The sequence below is a fragment of the Lysobacter sp. TAB13 genome (assembly GCF_052113885.1).
In the GTDB taxonomy this organism is placed as follows: domain Bacteria; phylum Pseudomonadota; class Gammaproteobacteria; order Xanthomonadales; family Xanthomonadaceae; genus Lysobacter; species Lysobacter gummosus.
Map to the genome: position 1 here is coordinate 253,767 of NZ_JBFRDR010000006.1, position 20,832 is coordinate 274,598.

Genomic DNA, 20,832 nt, shown 5'->3' on the forward strand with positions numbered 1-20,832 from the left:
GGAGGTCTGCTTGAAAATCGGGTGTCGGCGAAGAAAGCCGAACTACCGCGCCAGGATCTGACTGGATCGTGAAGTGATTTAAGAATCGGGGGTAGCGGACAAAACCAAACCGGCGCGCCGGGCTTGAACCCGGCGCGCCGTGTGCGAATGAAATAGCGAAGAGGAAAACGCCGTCGCGGCAGCGGCCTGGACGCGCGCCTGGACTTGCGAGCCCGGCCCGCCGTTGTCGCAGCGATGGCCGGGCCAGGATGAAGCGGAGCGTTTCATCGAGAGGCTGATCGACTCGGCTCAGTCGGCGTGTTCAGCGCAGACCGGTTTCGTTGCGGGCGATGACCAGACGCTGGATCTCGCTGGTGCCTTCGTAGATTTCCGTGATCTTGGCGTCGCGGAAGTACCGCTCCAGCGGCATTTCCTTGGAATAGCCCATGCCGCCGTGAATCTGCACGGCCTGATGGGCGATCCACATCGCCGCCTCCGACGCGGTGAGCTTGGCGATGGCGGCCTCGTTGCTGAAACGGCCGCCGTGCTTCTCGGTCTGGCCCTTGGTCCAGGCCGCGCGCAAGGTCAGCAGCAAGGCTGCGTCGAGCTTGCACTTCATGTCGGCGATCTTGGCCTGGGTCATCTGGAACGCGCCGATCGGCTGGCCGAAGGCCTTGCGCTCGCGCACGTAGGCCAGCGTGGCCTCGTAAGCGGCGCGGGCGATGCCGATGGCTTGGCTGGCGATGCCGATGCGGCCGGCGTCGAGCACGCCCATGGCGATCTTGAAACCGTGGCCTTCCTCGCCCAGCACCTCGTCGGCCGAGGCGACATAGTCCTCGAACTCGATTTCGCACGTGGCCGAAGCGCGGATGCCGAGCTTGGGCTCGGTCTTGCCGCGGTGGAAACCGGGCTTGGCGGTGTCGATCATGAAGGCGGTGATGCCGCGCGCGCCCTTGTCCGGGTCGGTCATCGCGAACAGCACGATGTACTTGGCCACCGGGCCGGAGGTGATCCAGCTCTTCTTGCCGTTGATGACGAAGCTGCCGTCGGCCTGCTTGACCGCCTTGCAGCGCATGGCCGTGGCGTCGGAGCCCGACTGCGGCTCGGTCAGGGCGAAGGCGCCGATTTCACGGCCCTCGGCGATGGCGCGCACGTACAGCTGCTTCTGCGCCTCGGTGCCGAACTTGAGAATGCCGTTGCAGAACAGCGAATTGTTGACCGACACGATGGTCGAGTGGGCGGCGTCGCCGGCGGCGATTTCGACCATCGCCAGCACGTAGGAGATCGGGTCCATGCCCGCGCCGCCGTATTCGGCCGGCACTTCGATGCCCATCAGGCCGTTCTCGCCGAGGGTGCGGATGTTCGCCAGGGGGAATTCGCCGGTGTGATCGTGGTGCTCGGCGCTGGGAGCAATCTTTTCCTGGGCGATACGGCGCGCCACGTCCTGGATCATCAACTGCTCTTCGGTAAAGCCAAAATCCACGTCGACACCTCTTCATGTGGTGATTGCAGGCGGTGAGCGCTGGCGAACCGGCGGCGCCGCGCTGTCGCCGCCATGGCGCCGACGCGGTACCTCCTGCCCGTTGCACATCGGCCCGTTTCAGGGGCCGCGGCCCGTTGAGCGAGCCGCGAACGCGAATTGTAGCCGCGCGCGCGCAATAACCCCACCCATCGGACTGCCCCGATCTGGCGTTACGCCCGCCCGCTTTCAGTCCGCGTTCTGACTTGCTGCGCCGCCGCACGACTTGACCTGAGGGCCCTTCGCCACCACACTTATCGCTATATCGCGATACGTTGATGAAAGGCAGCGTTCGCAAGCCGGAGAGCAGTTGAAGCCTGGGCCTTGCCCGATTCGTCGCGGTTCAAGTTCCAAGTCCCCGCTCCTGGTCTCGTCTCTTTCAACCGAGTTGCGTATCTCTCATGGATCTCGAAGGCTGGTCGTCCCGTCTGAAAGTGTTCGCCGACGCCACCCGCGTGCGTCTGCTGGCCCTGCTCGAGCGCGAGGAGCTGACCGTGGCCGAGCTGTCGGCGATCACCCGCCTGGCCCAGCCGCGGGTGTCCACGCACCTGTCCAAGCTCAAGGAAGCCGGACTGGTGCGCGATCGCCGCGCCGGCGTGTCGGCGTATTACCGCTTCGACGAAGGCGCGCTCGACCACGCCCAGCGTGCCCTGTGGCAGACGCTGAGCACCGGCAGCGACGATCCGCTGCTGCGCCAGGACGGCGAACGCGTGACCGCGGTGCTGGCGATGCGCGCCTCCGACCAGAACTGGGCCGACTCGGTCGCCGGCGACATGGAACGCCACTACTCGCCCGGCCGCACCTGGGAAGCGCTGGCGCGTTCGGCGCTGCCGCTGCTGCAGCCCGGCGACGTGCTCGACATCGCCTCCGGCGACGGCGTGCTGGCCGAGCTGCTGGCGCCGCACTCGCACCGCTACATCTGCCTGGACGCCAGTACCAAGGTCGTGGCCGCCGCTTCCGAGCGCCTGCGCAAGCTCAAGAACGTGGAAGTGCGCGAAGGCGACATGCATGCGCTGCCGTTCGACGACGAGACCTTCGACCTGGTCGTGCTGATGCACGCGCTGACCTACGCCGAACACCCGGCCCAGGCCGTGGCCGAAGCCGGGCGCGTGCTGCGCCCGGGCGGCCGCGTGCTGGTCACCAGCCTGGCCAAGCACGAACACCGCGGCGCGGTCGAAGCCTTCGGCCACGTCAACCTGGGCTTCGCCGAGAAAGACCTGCAGAAGTTCGCCACCAAGGCCGGCTTCGACATCGTCAGCTGCCAGACCGTGACCCGCGAGCGCCGCCCGCCGCATTTCGAAGTGATCGCGCTGATGGCGCGCAAGCCCGGCGGCGAGCCGGTGCGCAAGCCCGGCAAGAAGTGAGGACCGATCAATGAACCGACTTCCGTGGATCAACCCCGAACGCGCCCTGGCGCTGGAAACCGGACTGGCCCAGCGCATCCTGATCATGGACGGGGCGATGGGCACGATGATCCAGCAGCATGAGCTGGCCGAGGCCGACTACCGCGGCGAGCGCTTCGCGCAGGGCTACGACCGCCTGTACGCGCCGCGCGATGAGCACGGCGGCGAGCACGCCCACGGCGAAGGCTGCGGCTGCGAGCGCGACCAGCGCGGCAACAACGACCTGCTGACCCTGACCCGGCCGGACATCATCGGCGACATCCACGCCCAGTACCTGGCCGCCGGCGCCGACCTGATCGAGACCAATACCTTCAACTCGACCACGATCTCGCTGAGCGACTACGGCCTGGAGCATCTGGCGCGCGAGTTGAACCTGGAAGGCGCGCGGCTGGCGCGCAAGGCCTGCGACGAGGCCGAAGCGCGCGATGCCGCCGCCGGCAAGCACAAGCCGCGCTATGTGATCGGCGTGCTCGGCCCGACCAGCCGCACCGCATCGCTGAGCCCGGACGTCAACCGCCCCGGCTACCGCGCGATCACCTTCGACGAATTGCGCATCGCTTACCGCGAAGCCACCGACGGCCTGATCGACGGCGGCGCCGACGTGATCATGGTCGAGACCATCTTCGACACGCTCAACGCCAAGGCCGCGCTGTTCGCGATCGAGGAAGCCTTCGATGCGCGCGGCGCGCGGTTGCCGGTGATGATCTCCGGCACCATCACCGACGCCTCCGGCCGCACCCTGTCGGGGCAGACGGCGGAAGCGTTCTGGTATTCGGTGCGGCACAACCAGCCCGTCGCGATCGGCCTGAACTGCGCGCTCGGCGCCAAGGACCTGCGCGTGCACATCGACGTGCTGGCGCAGATCGCCGACGCCAACATCAGCACCCATCCCAACGCCGGCCTGCCCAACGCCTTCGGCGGCTACGACGAGACCCCGGAAGACATGGCCGCGGTGCTGGGCGAATTCGCCCGCGCCGGTCTGCTGAATCTGGTCGGCGGTTGCTGCGGCACCACGCCGGCGCACATTGCCGCGATCGCCGCGGTGGTCGAAGGCGTGGAGCCGCGGCGGCCGTTGCAGTTGGTCGATGCGGCGGCGTGAGTTTTCCCTCGCCGCCCGCGCCACCTTCCTGCCGTCATTCCCGCGAACGCGGGAATCCAGTGGCTTTGACCGCACCCGCACGAAAGTCGCTGGATTCCCGCGTTCGCGGGAATGACGAGCAAAAACAAATTCAGACACCCTTGAAGCAATGACCGCAACCCTTCCCCGCCAAACCCGCCTGAGCGGTCTCGAACCGCTGCAGATCACGCCGGAAAGCAACTTCGTCAACGTCGGCGAGCGCACCAACGTCACCGGCAGCGCGCAGTTCAAGAAACTGATCATGGAAAGCCGCTACGACGAAGCCATCGTCGTGGCGCGCCAACAGGTCGAGAACGGCGCGCAGGTGCTCGACGTCAACATGGACGAGGGCATGCTCGATTCCGAGCTGGCCATGGTCACCTACCTCAACCTGATCGCGGCCGAGCCCGACATCGCCCGCATTCCGGTGATGGTCGACAGCTCCAAGTGGACGGTGATCGAGGCCGGCCTGAAATGCCTGCAGGGCAAGGGCATCGTCAACTCGATCTCGATGAAGGAAGGCGAAGCCGAGTTCCTGCGCCAGGCACGGCTGGTGCGGCGCTACGGCGCGGCGGTGGTGGTGATGGCCTTCGACGAGGTCGGTCAGGCCGACACCATCGATCGCAAGGTCGATATCTGTTCGCGCGCATACAAGCTGCTGACGGAAGAAATCGGCTTTCCGCCGGAAGACATCATCTTCGACCCGAACGTGTTCGCCATCGCCACCGGCATCGAAGAACACAACAACTACGCGGTCGATTTCATCGAGGCCACGCGCGAGCTCAAGCGGCGCTTTCCGTACAGCCATATCTCCGGCGGCGTATCCAACGTCTCGTTCTCGTTCCGCGGCAACGAACTGGTGCGCCAGGCGATCCACGTGGTGTTTTTGTACTACGCGATCAAGGCCGGCATGGACATGGGCATCGTCAACGCCGGCGGCCTGCCGCTGTACGACGATCTGGACCCGGACCTGCGCGAACGGGTCGAGGACGTGGTGCTCAACCGCCGCGCCGACGGCACCGAGCGTTTGCTGGAAATCGCCGATCGCTTCAAGGGCAAGAAAGGCGAGAAGAAGGTCGAAGACCTGCGCTGGCGCGACAAGCCGGTGCGCGACCGCCTCAGCCATGCGCTGGTCTACGGCATCGACCAGTGGATCGAGGAAGACACTGAAGCGGCGCGCGCCGAATCCACGCGCCCGCTGGACGTGATCGAAGGCCCGCTGATGTCGGGCATGAACGTGGTCGGCGACCTGTTCGGCGCCGGCAAGATGTTCCTGCCGCAGGTGGTCAAGTCGGCGCGGGTGATGAAGAAGGCCGTGGCCTACCTGCTGCCCTACATCGAAGCCGAGAAGCTGCGCACCGGCGATGTCGGCAAGTCCAACGGCAAGATCATCATGGCGACCGTCAAGGGCGACGTGCACGACATCGGCAAGAACATCGTCGGCGTGGTCCTGGCCTGCAACAACTTCGACGTGGTCGACCTGGGCGTGATGGTGCCGGCGCAGACCATTCTGGACCGCGCCCGCGAGGAGAAGGCCGACCTGATCGGCCTGTCCGGCCTGATCACGCCGTCGCTGGAGGAAATGAGCCACGTCGCCCGCGAAATGCAGCGCCAGGGCTTCACCATGCCGCTGCTGATCGGCGGCGCGACCACCTCGCGCGCGCACACCGCGCTGAAGATCGACCCGCATTACAAATCGCCGACGGTCTGGGTCAAGGACGCCTCGCGCGCGGTCGGCGTGGCGCAGTCGCTGATCTCCATCGAGCTGCGCGAGCCTTTCGTCGCCGCCAACGCTTCGGACTACGCGGAGATCCGCGAGCGCCACAAGAACCGCGGCGACGGCAAGCGCCTGGTGTCGCTGGAGAAAGCGCGCGGCCAGCGTTTCGACGGCGGCTGGGACGATTACGTTCCGCCGGCGCCGAAGCATCCGGGCCTGCACGTGTTCGACGACTACCCGCTGGCTGAGCTGGTGGAGTACATCGACTGGACGCCGTTCTTCAACACTTGGGAACTGGCCGGGCGCTATCCGGCGATCCTGAGCGACGAAATCGTCGGCAAGCAGGCCACCGAGCTGTACCGCGACGCGCGCAAGATGCTCAAGCAGCTGGTCGAGGAGAAGTGGATCCGGGCCAAGGCGGTGTTCGGGCTGTGGCCGGCGAATGCGGTGGGCGACGATGTCGTGGTCTGGGAATCGGGAATAGAGAATCGGGAATCGGCTCAGGCCGCCGAGGCTTCTTCCGATTCCCGATTCTCGACCCCCCATTCCCGAACCTTGCACTTCCTGCGCCAGCAAGCCGACAAGCCGGCCGACCGCCCCGACTTCTGCCTCGCCGATTTCATCGCGCCGAAGGAGTCCGGCCGCCAGGACTGGATCGGCGGCTTCGCCGTCACCGCCGGCATCGGCATCGAGCCGCACGTGGCGCGTTTCGAGGCCGATCACGACGACTACAACTCGATCATGGTCAAGGCGCTGGCCGACCGCCTCGCCGAGGCCCTGGCCGAGCGCCTGCACCAGCGCGTGCGCAAGGAGTTCTGGGGCTACGGCAGCGACGAGACCCTGGACAACGAAGCGCTGATCGACGAAGGCTACCGCGGCATCCGCCCGGCCCCGGGCTACCCGGCCTGCCCGGAGCACAGCGAGAAGGCCACGCTGTTCCAGATGCTGGACGCCACCCGCCACACCAGCCTGGAGCTGACCGAGAGCTTCGCCATGTACCCGGCCGCGGCGGTCTCGGGCTATTACTTCAGCCATCCGGGCAGCCAGTATTTCGTGGTCGGCCGGGTCAACAAGGAACAGGTCGAGGACTACGCCCGCCGTAAGGGCGTCAGCGTGATCCAGGCCGAACGCTGGCTGGCGTCGAATCTGGATTACGATCCGGATTGACGCGCCGACGCGGGCCGCCCAGCCCGCGCGGCTCGATCCCCAGCCCTCGCCGGTCGCTGCGCGTACGCCGGCCTGAAGCCATTGCCGATCCACCGGACCGATACGAGAGTTGCACGGATGAGCGACATTCTCCTGCCCGAAGACATCGACGACGAAGCATCCTCGGACCCGCGCGGCAATGCCGTCTTCATCGAGAAGCACGCCGGCCCCGGCCGCATCGGCCTGTGCGGCGGCCGCGACTTCATCAACAAGCTGATCCGCAAAGCGCAGTCGCCGCTGACCGTGGACGGCCACCGCAGCCTGTGGTCGCACGCGTTCTTGTTCAGCGAGCGGCGCATCGACGGCCACTGGTGGGTGATCGAGTCCGACCTGGACATGCGCTACAAGCAGATCCGCCTGGGCGTGCAGGAAAACCGCGTCGAGCGCTATTACGATGCCGAAGCGTTTCCGAACATCGCCATCCTCGATTTCGGCCTGAACGACGAACAGCTGCGCAAGATCCAGATCGCCGGGCTCGACCTGCTGTCGGGGCTGTCCAGCTATTCGATCAGCGAGTTGGTCGGCACCTTGATGGCCATGCACAGCCGCCGTCTGCGCAAGCGCAGCAATCTGCTGGCCAAGGAAGGCGCGCTGTATTGCTCGGCGTTGGTGCAGCATTGCTACGCCGCCGGCGGCATCGAATTCCTGCCCGGCGTGCCCGGCAAGAACATCGCCCCGCACGACATCGACGAATCGCCGCTGCCGCACAGCACCCATCGCATCATCCGCGACCTGGGCGTGTCGACCGTGCGCGAACTGGGCCATCGCTCGCTGCAGTGGATCGATGCCGCGCTCGATTGAGCGGCGGTTGAACGGGTAGCACTCGGCCGAGGCATGTCTTGCCGCCTCGGCTCCGATCCGGCATCGCCGATCCGCAAACAAAAACTCCGCCGGCGGTGACACCGCCGGCGGAGCGCGGACGACCCGAGACCGGGTCCGAACCGCTTACGGGCCTTGCGGCGGCGCCGGCTGTTCGACGTTGTAGCGGGTGACCGCGCACTCGGAGAAGCCCGAGCGCTGGGTGTTGATGAACACGTTCTCGATGCAGGTGGCGTCGGTCGCGCCGCTGATGCCCTGCGCCACGTTCGGCTCGCGCGACATGATGGTGTTGTGCACCACGCGCACGCGCGGCGACTGTTCCAGACGAATCATGCGGTTGACCGCGTGGAAATCCAGGAACTGGTTGCTGATCAGCTGCGCGTCCGGCGACTCCATCAGCTCCAGACCGGTCTGGCCGCTGTAACCGGCGATCACGTTGCTGCTGATCACGCCGCGGCTGAGTCCGATCAAACGCATGGCCGGACCCCAGTTGGGCGGCTGGCTGCCGTTGTTGACGTAACCGACGATGCGATTGCCGACGATGCGGTTGGGCTCGGCCAGCGGATCGCCGTTATTGCCCTGACCGTGGAACATGATCGGCGTGTCCTGCGCGCGCAGGACGGTGTTGTTCAACAGCTGGCCGCCGGACTGCGCGGCCATGTCGATGCCGATCGGGAAACCGTCCACGCGGCAGTTGCGCACCGTCACCTTGGTGCCGGGGTTGACCCGGATACCGTACGGCGCGCCGCCGCCGGGGCCGCCGTTGACCGCGGGATTGGTCAGGGTGCGGCTGCGGCAATCGAGTTCGACATCGGAGCCGAAAATTTCGATCGGCAGGCTGCGGTTGGCGCTCAGGCAGTACTTGCCCGGGCCGTTGATCGCCACCCGCGTCGGCTCGAGAATGGTGTCGCAGGCCAGTGCGTTGGCGCTCAGCATCAGGCCGGTCAGTGCCAGGCCTGCAATAGGGATCAGTCGCATGGAATTCCTTTTCGTTGGTGGGATGTTTCGCGCGTATCGGCCGTGCGAAGCGAACGCCGGGCGTCCGATGCCGCGCTCGAAAGTATGCGGTGAACGCGTATCAGCGGCTGCGATGGATGCGTCCTCGCGCTGCGAAGTGATGCCGCGCGTTCGCCTCAATCGTTGTTGATGCGCTCGACGTTGTAGCGCCGCACCGCGCAGCTCTCCAAGCCCGAATACACGGTGTTGATGAAGACGTTCTCGATGCAGGTCGCATCGATTGCGCCTTGCACCGCGCGTGCGTTCACGCCGTGGCGCAGCATGATCGTGTTGTGGACCAATTGCGCGCGCGGCGACTCGTTCAACAAGATGGAGGTGGCGCCGCCCTCATGCAGATCCAGCAACTGGTTGCCGGTGAGCTGCGCATCGGGCGAACGCTCCAGACGGATCGAGGCGCGGCCCTGGAAGCCGACCACGACGTTGTTGGTCAGCACCGGCCGCGGCGAATGCCAGATCGCGATGGCGTCATCGGAACTGTTGACCGCGTCGTAATAGATCGTGCGGTTGCCGATCACGCGCAGGCCGTCGCCTTCGGGGCGGTCGCCGCCGAATACGTTGATCGCCATGCCGGCCGGTTCGACGATGGTGTTGTTGAGGATCTGCACGTTCGAGAATTCTTCGACCTGCAGCGCGACCGGCCAATGTTCGAGCCGGCAGTTGCGGATGATCACGTTGTTGCCGCGGCGCACGTGCACGCCATGGTTTTCGACCTGATCGGCCGGCAGCGAAACGGTACGGCCGCGGCAGTCGAGTTCGACGTTGTCGGCGGAGATGACGATCTGGCGGGCGCGATCGGCGTTGAGGCAGTACGAGCCCGGCGCCTCGATATAGCGCGCGTCCGGCGCCAGCACGGTGTCGCAGGCGGCAAGCGCGGAGTGGCTGAAGAACAGGCCGGACAGTGCCAGGCCCGCAAACGGAAGCATGCGCATGAGTTCCCTCTCTGTGTGGATATCCATGAAGACACGGCAGGCCGCGATCGTTCCGGCATCGCGAATCCTTGCGAGCCTGGATAGTAGCCATAAGCGATCTCAGCCATGGCGATGACGACTGTTTTTTTGTGTGCGATGCCCTCGCCTTCGCGAACGGCGACGCCGCATGCGCGGCGAGACCGTGCGGTTCAACCCGCGGCGGTCGAATCCGCCGCTTCGCCAGGCGCCGTCCCGGCCGCCTGCATCCCGGCGATCCACGCCCGGGTCTGGCCGAGCACTTCCTGCGACAGCGCCGGATCGTCGCTCAGGCGCGCCAGGATCAGCGCGCCGACCATCGCCGACCACTGCCCGATCGCCTGGCGGCGGCGCTCGTCCTCGTCCGCGCCGGGAATGCGCGCGGTCATGCGCCGCAACTGCTCGCGCAGGCCGGCGGTCATCGCGGTGCGCGCCGACGGCGACTGGCGGATGGTGTCCGCGCCCAGCCCGGCGGTGGCGCAGCCGCCGGCCAGATCGGCGCAGTGGTCGGGCGACAGATAGCCGTCGAGGAACGCGGCCGGATCGTCGCCGGTGCGGGTATGGGTCAGCACGTGGGTCAGGGTCTGGGCGATCAAGTCGTCCTTGGACTGGAAATGGCCGTAGAAGGCGCCGTGAGTCAGGCCGGCGGCCTTCATCACCTCGGACACGGTGACCGCGTCGAAGCCGCGGGCGCGGAACAGGCGTCCGGCCGCATCGAGGATCCGACGGCGGTTTTCGCTGACTTGCTCGCGGCTGACTTTCATGGAACGCCCTCCTTCCGGGTGCTTGACATCTTACATGACGATCATCATGATAACTCATACATGATAATCATCATGAATAAACCCCTCCCCCATCCCGAGGTTTTCCCCGTGAGCGCACTTCCCTCCGTTTTGATCACCGGCGCCTCCACCGGCATCGGCGCCGTCTATGCCGACCGCTTCGCCCGTCGCGGCCACGATCTGATCCTGGCTGCCCGCGATTTGACCCGCCTGAACGCCCTGGCCGCGCGCCTGCGCCAGGATTACGGCGTCGCCGTCGATGTGGTCCCCACGGATCTCAACGATCCGGTCGCCCTGGCCCGGCTCGAAGCCTTGCTGCACAACGACGAGCGCATCGGCGTGCTGATCAACAACGCCGGCGCCGCCGGGGCCGGCGGCTTCCTCGACCAGTCTCCGGATCAGGTCGCGCAGCTGATCGGCCTCAACATCACCGCCCTGGCCCGGCTGAGCGCCGCGGTCGCCCCGCGTTTCGCCGCCGCCGGCCGCGGCGCCATCGTCAACGTCGGCTCGGTGGTCGGCTTGGCGCCGGAGCTGGGCATGACCGTGTACGGCGCGACCAAGGCCTTCGTACTGTTCCTCAGCCAGGGTCTGCAGCTCGAACTCGGCCCCAAGGGCGTGTACGTGCAGGCGGTGCTGCCGTCGGCGACGCGCACCGAGATCTGGGAGCGCTCGGGCAAGGACATCGACGCTTTGCCGGCGGTGATGGAAGTCGATGATCTGGTCGATGCCGCCCTGGCCGGTTACGACCGCCGCGAGCCGGTGACGATCCCGCCCCTGCACGACGCCGGCCAGTGGGACGCCTTCGAAGCCGCGCGCACGGCGATGCTGCCGAATTTCATGCAATCCCAGCCCGCGCCGCGTTACCGCGCCGCCGCCTGAGTCCGGCCGGCCGGATTTTCGACGGCCGCCGCGTCCGGCGTCCTATCGCCGGACAGTACGCAATGGTATGTTCTTGCCCGTCATCGTGTCGGCGGCCGTTCCCGGCCGCCGCCCTCTCCCCAGACGCGGCCCGCATGCCTGATCTTCTGCTGTTCTCCCATGCCAACGGTTTTCCCGCGCCGGTTTACAGCGTGATGCTCGATGCGCTGGCCGCGCGCTACCGCGTCGTGCGGCCGGAGCGGATCGGCCACGACCCGCGTTATCCGGTGACCTTGAACTGGCCGCATCTGGTCGATGAGCTGGCGGCGCGGGTCGAGGCGGCCGCCGGCAACGCGCGCCGGATCTGGCTGGTCGGGCATTCGCTCGGTGGCTACCTGAGCCTGCTGGCCGCGCACCGCCTGGCCGATTCGGCGATCGCCTCGCGCCTGGCCGGGGTGATCATGCTCGACTCGCCGCTGATCGCCGGCTGGCGCGCGCATCTGGTCTCGATCGGCCGCCGCACCGGCCTGGACAATCTGGTGATGCCGACGCGCGCGACCCTGCAGCGGCGCAAGCACTGGCCCGACCGCGCCGCGGTGCGCGCGCATTTCCTGGCCAAGCCGGCGTTCGCGCGTTGGGATGCGCGGGTGTTGAACGACTACGTCGAACACGGCACCCGCGCCGACGACGACGGCGCGCGCGAACTGGCGTTCGAGCGTGAAATCGAATACCGGATTTATCGCAGTCTGCCGACTACGACTTTGAGCGGATTGTCGTCGAAGCTGCGGGTTCCGGTCGGTTTTCTCGCAGGCACGCATTCGCGAGAACTGCGCAACGCCGGCACCGCCGCGACGCGGCGCTTGGTCGGCGAACGCTGGGCCTGGATCGAGGGCGGGCATCTGTTTCCGATGGAGCGTCCGATGGAAACGGCGCGGGCGATCGAGGCGATGATCGATACGATCGCGCCGAGTGAAGATTTGGAAGTCGCGGAGGCTTCGCTGGCTACGGCTGTGAGGGCCTGAGATCGTGGGTTTCTGATCTGCGCTATTGCGTCATTTCGACAGAAGCCGACTTCCGATTCCATCGCTCCGATGGGAGTCGATCTTTCACGCCTGTCATTCCGGCGAAATCTGCAATCGATTTCGCCGTTGCCGAGATTTTGACTTGCCTCGGTTTCGCTTTGCTGTGCTTCGGCTTCGGCTTCGGCTTTGCTTTTGCCGTTGCTGGGCGCCGCTTGTAACTCGCGAGACCGAAGGACACCCGGAGGGCGGCGCACATGGACGTGCGCCGGGTGCCACCTTGGGCAGGATGCCCAATGTGGCACCTGCCTGCATCGGCATCGCACTCGTGGCTTTTGACTCGAAACAGCCAAAGCGTTTTCTTTGGTTACTTTCTTTGTCGCTTTGGACAAAGAAAGTGACCCGCCGCTCCATGGCGGAAGCTTTAGGCGTTTGATCTTGCTCTTGCTCTTGCTCTCGCTTGAGGCTCCTGCCTTTTTGCTCGTCATTCCCGCGAAGGCGGGAATCCAGCGACTTCAAGCGCTCTCGCACGAAAGGCACTGGATGTTCGGCTACGCCGAAGTAAAGCGGAGCCCGCCTTCGCGGGAATGACGGAAGGAGGGAGTGCGCAGGGCTGGTTGTTTCGATCAGAGATGTTGGGCCCTTAGAAGCCTCAAGCAAGATCAGAAGCTTCAAACAAGATCGGAAGCCTCAAGCAACATCAAAAGCCTCAAGCAAGATCAAACGCTAAACGCTTCCGCCATGAAGCGGCGGGTCACTTTCTTTGTCCAAAGCCACAAAGAAAGTAACCAAAGAAAAGGCTTTGGGCTGTTTCGAGTCAAAAGCCACGAGTGCGGTGCTTGCGCAGGCAGGTCCCGCAGTGGGCATCCTGCCCACGGCGGGACCCGGCGCACGTCCATGTGCGCCGCCCTCCGGGTGTCCCTGGTCTCGCGAGTTACTAGCGCCGCCGGGCAACGGCTAAAGCAAAGCCGGAGCGAAGCCTAAGCAAAAGCGAAGCCGATGCCGAAGCAAAATCCTGGCAACAGCAACAGCAACAGCAACAGCAACAGCAGCAACAACAGCGGTACTGACAACCGCCAGTCAGGACTTACCAGACCAGATCGTCCGGCACCTGATATTGCGGATCGGCGTAAGGATCCTCTTCCGCGGTCGCATTCGGATCGACCCGCAAAGCCACCGCCGGCGCGAACACCGCTTCGGCCTGATCGAGCATCGCCGCGGTCACCAGCACATAACGGCCTTCAAGCTGGACCACGCCCAGCTCGCCCGCATTGAGCTGCTTGAGCTGATCGGGCGTGACGTAAACCCGCTTGATCTTGCCGCCGTAAGGGAAATGCCGCGCGATCTCGGCATCGGCGACATTGAGCCCCTGATCCTTGAGCAACTCGGCCAGCTTGGCGCGCGCTTCGCGGCGCAAACGCGCCTCTTCCTGCTTGGCCTGCTCGGCGGCGATGCGCTCGTCTTTCTCGCGCTGAGCGCGGATCGCATAAGCCTTGGCCAGATCGATGTCTTCGCGCGAGCGCGGCTTGCCCTGCCCCGGCCCCTGGCCCGGACGCGGCGGACGGCCCTGTCCCGGCTTGCCGCCGCGCGGGGCGTCGCCGGGTTTCTGCCCGGGACGTGTATGCGCGGGGCGATTCGGATTCGGATTTGGGCGCGGTTCGCCGGACGCGGGCGCAGGACGGCCGGAGCGTTGCTCGCCGGGCTTGCGCGCGTCGCCGCGGTTGGCGCCGTCGGCGCGATGCTGCGGTTTGCCGTCGCCGCGGCCGGCGCCGGGCTTGCCGCCTCGGCGGTCGTCGGGCTTGCGCTCGGTACGTTCGGGCTTGGGCGCGGGCTTGAAGCCCAGACCCAGCAATTGGTCGCGGAGAGTGTCGCTCATTGCTCGTCGTCGGATCAGTAATGCGGCGGGGGTGGTTCGCTGGCGGCTTCGCCGGTCAGCGGGCTCGTCGCCAAGGCGGCGCGCATGTGTTTGATCTCTTCGAGCGCGCGAAACAGCAGCAACGAATTGCGCGCCTCTTCGCTGCGCGCGGCGGCGAGCGCGTCGCTGAGTTCGCTCAGCGCGTGCTCCTGGAACGCCACGCGCGTTTCCAGGTCGATCAGACGCTGCTGGAGTTCGGTATCGGCCAAAACAATCAATCCGGTGGGGCTACGGGGTGAAATCCGAACGACGGCTCAGGCGCCGTCGATCAGGATCGAGCGGCCGCGACCGATGCCGTAATAGGCCAGGTCCGCGGCTTCGACTTCGTCGGGATGGTACAGGTTGCGTCCGTCGAAGATCACGCCGTCGGCCAGCGCCTGGCGGACGCGGATGAAATCCGGGCTGCGGAATTGCTTCCACTCGGTCACCACCACCAGCGCGTCGGCATCGGCCAGCGCGGCGCGCGCCGAATCGCACAGCGCCAGGTCTTCGCGCTCGCCGAAGATGCGCTGCGCTTCCTCGCCGGCTTCCGGGTCGTAGGCGCGCACGCGCGCGCCGGCGGCCCACAGCTGCGCGAGCAGCTTGCGGCTGGGCGCTTCGCGCATGTCGTCGGTGTTGGGCTTGAACGCCAATCCCCACACCGCGAAGGTCTTGCCGCGGATGTCGCCGCCGTAATGGCGCTGGATCAGTTCGAACAGATGGCCCTTCTGGCTGTCGTTGACCTCTTCCACCGCGTCGAGCAGCCGCGCGTTGTAGCCGTGCTGCTGCGCCGTGCGCGACAGCGCCTGCACGTCCTTGGGAAAACACGAGCCGCCGTAACCGGCGCCGGGATAGATGAAGTGCCAGCCGATGCGCGGGTCCGAACCGATGCCGTGGCGGACCATCTCCACGTCGGCGCCGACTTTCTCCGCGATGTTGGCGATCTCGTTCATGAAACTGATCTTGGTCGCGAGCATGGCGTTGGCCGCGTACTTGGTCAGTTCCGCCGAACGCAGGTCCATCACCACGATGCGTTCGTGATTGCGGTTGAACGGCGCATACAGGCGCTTGAGCTTTTCCACCGCGACCTGATTGGACGCGCCGATCACGATGCGGTCCGGACGCATGCAGTCGTTGACCGCATCGCCTTCCTTGAGGAATTCGGGATTGGAGGCGACGTCGAAGGCGACTTGCACGCCGCGGTTTTCCAGCTCGCGCGCGATGGTCGCCTGGACCTTGTCGGCCGTGCCGACCGGCACGGTGGACTTGTTGACCACCACCACCGGGCGCTCGATGTGCCGGCCGATGGTCGAAGCCACCGCGAGCACGTAACGCAGGTCGGCGCTGCCGTCCTCATCGGGCGGCGTGCCGACGGCGATGAAGATCAGATCGCCGTGGACGATGCCGGCGGCGGCGTCGGTGGTGAAGTGCAGACGGCCGGCGGCGTGGTTGGCCTTGACCATCGGTTCAAGGCCGGGCTCGTAGATCGGGATCACGCCGCGGTTGAGGCCCTCGACCTTGGCCTGGTCGATATCGACGCAGACCACGTCGTGACCGACATCGGCCAGGCAGGTGCCGGTAACCAGGCCCACGTAACCGGTGCCGAAGATGGTGACGCGCATTCGTTGTTCTCTTTCAGGTGGAAACGAAAACGGGAGTGGCGCGCGGACCGCGAACGCCGGATGTGAAGACTGTAGCCGCGTCGCGTATCAATCGCGACGGAAACTGCAGCCCCTGCCCTGCGCCTGGGTACCGCTACGCCACTCCCGCCTTATTCCTCAATCGATCAGTGCTTCGGACCGGTGCCCATGGCCGCCGAACCCGGGCCGCCGACCGGAGCGTCGGGCTTGACGATGTCCAGCAGCTCGACGTCGAACACCAAGGTCGCGTTCGGGCCGATCGGGCCGCCCGGGGTGCCTTGCTCGCCGTAGCCGAGCTTGCTCGGGATCCACAGCTTGAACTTGCTGCCGACCGGCATCAGCGCGATGCCTTCCTGCCAGCCCGGGACCACCGCGCCGAGCGGGAACACCGCCGGTTCGTTGCGATCGTAGGAGCTGTCGAAGGTCTTGCCGTCGAGCAGCGTACCCTTGTAATGCACGCGCACGGTGTCGGTGACCTTGGGCTTGACGCCCTTGCCTTCGGTCAGGATCTGGTACTGCAGGCCCGAAGCGGTGGTCACCACGCCGGCCTTCTTGCCGTTGTCGGCCAGGAACTTGACGCCGTCTTCCTGGTTCTTCTTGGCCATCGCGACCATCTTCTCGACCTGCTTGTTGCGCACCTTTTCCTGCAGGCGCTGGCGGATCTGCTGCGCTTCCTCATCGGTCAGCAGCGACTTGTCGCCCTTCATGTTGGCCTGCATGGCCTTCTGCAGCACGGCCATGTCCAGATCGTCTTTCAGCAGTTCCAGCGAACGGCCCATGTCCGAGCCGATCAGATAGCTTTCCTGCTCTTTTTCGGTCTTCATGCCGCCGAGCACCTTGACCTCCTTGCCGTCGGCCGCCTTGTCGCCGGGCTTGGCCTCGGCGGCCTTGTCGCCGGCCGGCTTGCCGGTCTTGTCGCAACCGGAGGCGAACAACGCCATCGAGGCCACGGCGAACGCGAGGGCGGTGTTACGCATGAAAGGCTTCATCAAACTGCACTCCTAGGAGACTGATAACCGGATAGGTGGGAAACCGGGCCGGCGGGCAACACGCTGCCGGCCGGCGGTCGAACGCTACGCTACGGCCGCATGCGTCGCCGCACGCGGAGCGCAATCACAGGATGTCGAGCAACTCGACTTCGAAGGTCAACGTCGCGTTGGGGCCGATGCTCGGCGGCGCGCCGTTGGGGCCGTAGGCCAGCTCGGCCGGAATCCAGAACTTGAACTTGCTGCCGACCGGCATCATCGCCAGGCCTTCCTGCCAGCCCTGGATCACGCCGTTGACCGGGAATTCGGCGGGCTGGCCGCGATCGTAGGAACTGTCGAAGGTCTTGCCGTCGAGCAGCGTGCCCTTGTAGTTCACGCTGACCTTGTCGGTCGGCTTGGGACGCTCGCCCGAGCCTTGGCGCAGGATCATGTACTGCAGGCCCGAACCGGTCACGAACACGCCCTTGACCTTTTTGTTCTCGGCCAGGAAGGCGACGCCCTGCTGCAGGTTCTTGTCCCCGGCGGCGGCGGCTTCGGCCTTGATCTTGGCCTGCATCTTCTCGCTGAAGTTGGTAAGCACAGTGCGCGCGTCGCCGTCGGCCAGCAGGGTCTTGCCGCCGCCGAGCGAAGTGCGCACGGCCTGCACCAGGATCGGCAGTTCGATTTCGCCTTTGATCTGCTGCAGCGCCGGGCCGACCATGAAGGTGCCGATCAGCAGGCCGACCTTGCTCTTGTCCACCGCCGGCGGCGTAGCGCCCGGCGCGGCGCCGGCGGCGGGCTTGCCTTCGCGCGAGGCGATGCGCGCGCGCAGGGCGGTGTCGACGGTGCGCGCCTCGTCCTGGGTGATCAGCGGCTTGCCGCCGTCGAATACGTTCTTGACCGCGCGTTCGAACGCGGCCGCATCCAGGTCCGGACCGACCGGCTTGAGCGAGGACGCCACGTCCATGCCGATGGCGTAGCTGATTTTTTCTCGGTCGTTGGCGAGCACGGTCTTGTCCTGAGCAGAAGCGGCGCCGCCGAACAGCGCTGCGGTGGTGATCAACACGGCAGCGCCGCGCACGAAAGCCTTCATCGGGGTCCAGCTCCTGGTTGCTTGTCCTGATTACGTAATGTGTGCGCCGCGATCCGGCGCCAGCCCGGCATTGTCGCGGGCCCAGCCTGATGCGGCAATGTTCCAGTGTGACGGCGGACAAGCGGCGAAGTTCCGCAGCCGGTCCGCGGGCGCCGCCGCGAAACCGGACCGCGCGCGCAAATCCGCGCGCGATCGGCCTGGATTTCGCAGCCGCGGCTTATTTGCCGGCCGCCGCCGCGGCCGTCTTGCCGGCGGGCTTGGCCGCCTTGGCCGAGGGCGCGGCCAGCGCGCGCTCGATCGCCGCGACCACCGCCGGATCGTCCGGAGTGACTTTGCTGCCGTAGCTGGCGATCAACTTGCCGTCGCGGCCGATCAGATACTTGTGGAAATTCCACTTCGGCGCTTCGCCGGAGACCTTGGTCAGGTCCTTGTACAGCGGCGTGGCCTGATCGCCGATCACGTGCACTTTCTCGAACATCGGGAACTTCACGCCGTAGGTCAGCGTGCAGAACTCCTGGATCTGTTTCTCGTCCTCGAATTCCTGCGCCTTGAAGTCGCCCGAGGGGAAGCCGAGCACGGCGAAGCCCTTCGCCTTGTACTTGGCGTGCAGGCCTTCCAGGGCTTCGAACTGCGGGGTGAAGCCGCATTTGCTCGCGGTGTTGACCACCAGCACGACGTCGCCGCCGTAGGCCTTGGCCAGATCGACCGGCACCTTGCCGGCCAGCGGACGGAAGCTGCGGTCGAGCAGACCGGTGCCGGCCGCGGCGGCGACGCCGGCGGACAGGGCCAGGGACAGCAGCAGTACGGAACCGGCGGCGCGGGCGCGGCGCGGACTCGATTGAGACAGGAAAGTCATCGGGGGCGGGCTCGGATGGACGGTGGGAGGGGCCGTCGCCGCAGGGCGAGGGCCGCGTGGGACGAGGCTGGGCCCAAGTATGACGCCTATGTCTTCAGTTGGGTCCGCGCCGGTTGACTCGGCGTGTTTAGGTGTTATAGTTGCATACAACACCGGCCCACTAACGAGCAGGACGTCCCCATGAACCGCAAGCTGCACAACTCCATATCGGCCCTGATGGCCGCCGGCGGCGCCCTGGTCCTGGGCCTGGTGATCATGCTTCCGCTGCCCGGCCCGGTCGCCACGCCGGCGCAGGGCCTGGCCCAGTTCGCCGGCGACATGCCGGCCACCCGCCCGATCGAAGTCGATCTGGGCGCGGTCAAGGCCCGTATCAGTTTCGACCGCGGCTTCCTCGAACGCGCCCGCAGGCGCTCCGGCGACGTCAGCGGCGCGGCCCGCAGGATCGAAGCCAGCGCCGCCCGTCTCGAAAACGCGGCCAGCGCCAGCGAACTGGCGCAATTCGCCGGCGTGCTCGCCGGCGATGTCGCCGATCTCAGTGCGATGGCCAACGCCATCGAACCCATTGCAGCCGCGGAGCCGGCACGCACCGAACCCAAGCGCAAAGCCGGGACCGCCTCGCGCCGCAACCGAAGCAATCTCGTTATGCCCTATTTCTCCTTCCTGACGCGGGGCTGAGCCATGACCGCAATCCAATGGAGCGACGGCGCTCCGATCTATCGCCAGCTCAAGGAGCGCGTCGTCGCGATGATGCTCGACGGCGTGCTCAAGCCCGGCGATGCCCTGCCCTCCGTGCGGCAGGTCGCAGCCGAATACCAACTCAACCCCATCACCGTCTCGCGCGCCTACCAGGAGTTGGCCGACGAGTCGCTGGTCGAAAAACGCCGAGGCCTGGGCATGTACGTGACCGAAGAAGCCGCAAGGAAACTGCTCATCAACGAGCGCGAACGCTTCTTGCGCGAAGAATGGCCGCTGGTCATCGAGCGCATCACCCGACTGGGCCTGAGCGCGCAGGAACTGCTCGGCGGCGCGGCGGCCGACAACGCCGGCAACCACAAGGCGGACGCACCATGACCAATGCCATCCATATCGATCCGGGCCACATCGTCACCGCGCGCGGCTTGCGCAAGGCGTACCGCAACAAGCTCGCGCTCAACGACACCACCTTCGACATCCCCGCCGGCCGCATCGTCGGCCTGATCGGCCCCAACGGCGCCGGCAAGACCACCGCGCTCAAGGCCATCCTGGGCCTGATCGCGTTCGACGGCGAACTGTCGGTGCTGGGCCGCGATCCGCGCACCCAGCGCGACGAACTGATGCGCGATGTGTGCTTCATCGCCGACGTCGCGGTGCTGCCGCGCTGGCTGAAGGTGCGCGAGGCGATCGACTTCGTCGCCGGCGTGCATCCGCGCTTCGACCGCGCCAAGTGCGAGCGCTTCCTGCACGGCACATTGCTCAAGCCGGACCTGCGCGTTCGCGAAATGTCCAAGGGCATGATCGTGCAACTGCACCTGGCCCTGGTGATGGCCATCGACGCGCGCCTGCTGGTGCTGGACGAACCGACCCTGGGCTTGGACATCCTGTATCGCAAGCAGTTCTACCAGCGCCTGCTGGAGGATTACTTCGACGAGAACAAGACCATCGTCATCACCACCCACCAGGTCGAGGAGATCGAACACATCCTCACCGACGTCATGTTCATCCGCGACGGCAAGATCGTCCTGGACTGCCCGATGGAAAACCTCGGCGAGCGCTTCACCGAAGTGCTGATCGACCACGACAAGGCCGAGCACGCGCGCAGCCTGGGACCGCTGGACGAACGCGCCCTGCCCTTCGGCAAGACGGTGATGCTGTTCGACGGCGTCAACGCCGCCCAGCTCACCGGCCTGGGCGAAACCCGCACGCCGGGCCTGGCCGACCTGTTCGTCGCCACCATGAAGGGGACCTACGCATGAATGCCGCCGCCCAAGACCTGACCACCCCGGCCGCACCGCGCGCAGTGGCCGC

18 protein-coding genes and 1 pseudogene are annotated in these 20,832 nt (G+C 66.2%); 9 read left to right on the forward strand and 10 right to left on the reverse strand.

Features of this window, described 5'->3' with window-relative positions; translation table 11 throughout:
• Positions 1–301: 301 nt before the first annotated feature.
• Entirely contained in the window at positions 302–1,462 is a 1,161-nt protein-coding gene (locus tag AB4Y92_RS10000) for an acyl-CoA dehydrogenase family protein (protein WP_441819493.1), read from the reverse strand.
• Between the two features lie 437 nt (positions 1,463–1,899).
• Here AB4Y92_RS10000 and AB4Y92_RS10005 point away from each other — a divergent pair.
• From AB4Y92_RS10005 to AB4Y92_RS10020, 4 genes and pseudogenes are all read left to right on the forward strand, one after another.
• Positions 1,900–2,829 (forward strand): annotated as a pseudogene (locus tag AB4Y92_RS10005) (ArsR/SmtB family transcription factor); the annotation flags it as partial.
• A gap of 43 nt (positions 2,830–2,872) precedes the next feature.
• A complete protein-coding gene (locus AB4Y92_RS10010) occupies positions 2,873–4,000 on the forward strand; it encodes a homocysteine S-methyltransferase family protein (RefSeq protein ID WP_441819494.1) in 1,128 nt (375 codons plus the stop codon).
• A gap of 148 nt (positions 4,001–4,148) precedes the next feature.
• Positions 4,149–6,902: a methionine synthase gene (gene metH, locus AB4Y92_RS10015; RefSeq protein WP_441819495.1), complete on the forward strand. Its 2,754-nt coding sequence runs from the start codon at positions 4,149–4,151 to the stop codon at positions 6,900–6,902.
• A gap of 117 nt (positions 6,903–7,019) precedes the next feature.
• Entirely contained in the window at positions 7,020–7,742 is a 723-nt protein-coding gene (locus tag AB4Y92_RS10020; RefSeq protein WP_441819496.1) for a hypothetical protein, read from the forward strand.
• Positions 7,743–7,886: 144 nt separating this feature from the next.
• Here AB4Y92_RS10020 and AB4Y92_RS10025 read toward each other — a convergent pair whose 3' ends face one another.
• From AB4Y92_RS10025 to AB4Y92_RS10035, 3 genes are all read right to left on the reverse strand, one after another.
• On the reverse strand, positions 7,887–8,738 hold the full coding sequence (locus AB4Y92_RS10025) for a hypothetical protein (RefSeq protein WP_441819497.1): 852 nt from the start codon (positions 8,736–8,738) through the stop codon (positions 7,887–7,889).
• A 155-nt stretch (positions 8,739–8,893) separates the two neighbouring features.
• Entirely contained in the window at positions 8,894–9,700 is an 807-nt protein-coding gene (locus AB4Y92_RS10030; protein ID WP_441819498.1) for a right-handed parallel beta-helix repeat-containing protein, read from the reverse strand.
• A gap of 194 nt (positions 9,701–9,894) precedes the next feature.
• Entirely contained in the window at positions 9,895–10,485 is a 591-nt protein-coding gene (locus AB4Y92_RS10035) for a TetR/AcrR family transcriptional regulator (protein ID WP_441819499.1), read from the reverse strand.
• 108 nt (positions 10,486–10,593) lie between these two features.
• Here AB4Y92_RS10035 and AB4Y92_RS10040 point away from each other — a divergent pair, with 108 nt between their 5' ends.
• A complete protein-coding gene (locus AB4Y92_RS10040; RefSeq protein WP_441819500.1) occupies positions 10,594–11,382 on the forward strand; it encodes an SDR family NAD(P)-dependent oxidoreductase in 789 nt (262 codons plus the stop codon).
• Between the two features lie 134 nt (positions 11,383–11,516).
• Positions 11,517–12,383, forward strand: coding sequence for an alpha/beta fold hydrolase (locus AB4Y92_RS10045; protein ID WP_441819501.1), 867 nt, complete (start codon positions 11,517–11,519; stop codon positions 12,381–12,383).
• 1,084 nt (positions 12,384–13,467) lie between these two features.
• Here the strand turns inward: AB4Y92_RS10045 and AB4Y92_RS10050 are convergent.
• From AB4Y92_RS10050 to AB4Y92_RS10075, 6 genes are all read right to left on the reverse strand, one after another.
• Complete coding sequence (locus AB4Y92_RS10050) at positions 13,468–14,256, reverse strand: DUF2058 family protein (RefSeq protein ID WP_441819502.1); 789 nt, start codon at positions 14,254–14,256, stop codon at positions 13,468–13,470.
• 14 nt (positions 14,257–14,270) lie between these two features.
• The gene (locus AB4Y92_RS10055; RefSeq protein WP_251047346.1) at positions 14,271–14,504 is read right to left on the reverse strand and encodes a SlyX family protein; all 234 of its coding nucleotides are present in this window, start codon (positions 14,502–14,504) and stop codon (positions 14,271–14,273) included.
• A 45-nt stretch (positions 14,505–14,549) separates the two neighbouring features.
• Positions 14,550–15,896, reverse strand: a complete 1,347-nt coding sequence (locus AB4Y92_RS10060; protein ID WP_441819503.1) for a UDP-glucose dehydrogenase family protein — start codon at positions 15,894–15,896, stop codon at positions 14,550–14,552.
• 164 nt (positions 15,897–16,060) lie between these two features.
• Complete coding sequence (locus AB4Y92_RS10065) at positions 16,061–16,891, reverse strand: FKBP-type peptidyl-prolyl cis-trans isomerase (protein WP_441819504.1); 831 nt, start codon at positions 16,889–16,891, stop codon at positions 16,061–16,063.
• Between the two features lie 136 nt (positions 16,892–17,027).
• Positions 17,028–17,972 carry an FKBP-type peptidyl-prolyl cis-trans isomerase gene (locus AB4Y92_RS10070; RefSeq protein WP_441819505.1) on the reverse strand — a complete coding sequence of 315 codons (945 nt, stop codon included), beginning with the start codon at positions 17,970–17,972 and terminating at the stop codon, positions 17,028–17,030.
• Positions 17,973–18,189: 217 nt separating this feature from the next.
• The gene (locus tag AB4Y92_RS10075; protein ID WP_441819506.1) at positions 18,190–18,828 is read right to left on the reverse strand and encodes a glutathione peroxidase; all 639 of its coding nucleotides are present in this window, start codon (positions 18,826–18,828) and stop codon (positions 18,190–18,192) included.
• Positions 18,829–19,008: 180 nt separating this feature from the next.
• Here AB4Y92_RS10075 and AB4Y92_RS10080 point away from each other — a divergent pair, with 180 nt between their 5' ends.
• Genes AB4Y92_RS10080 through AB4Y92_RS10090 form a run of 3 tightly spaced genes read left to right on the forward strand, consistent with a single transcriptional unit; the run spans position 19,009 to position 20,780 of the window.
• Entirely contained in the window at positions 19,009–19,503 is a 495-nt protein-coding gene (locus tag AB4Y92_RS10080; RefSeq protein WP_441819507.1) for a hypothetical protein, read from the forward strand.
• A gap of 3 nt (positions 19,504–19,506) precedes the next feature.
• Complete coding sequence (locus tag AB4Y92_RS10085) at positions 19,507–19,899, forward strand: GntR family transcriptional regulator (protein ID WP_215059955.1); 393 nt, start codon at positions 19,507–19,509, stop codon at positions 19,897–19,899.
• Complete coding sequence (locus AB4Y92_RS10090; protein ID WP_441819508.1) at positions 19,896–20,780, forward strand: ABC transporter ATP-binding protein; 885 nt, start codon at positions 19,896–19,898, stop codon at positions 20,778–20,780. Before AB4Y92_RS10085 ends, AB4Y92_RS10090 begins: the two co-directional genes overlap by 4 nt.
• Positions 20,781–20,832 lie beyond the last annotated feature (52 nt).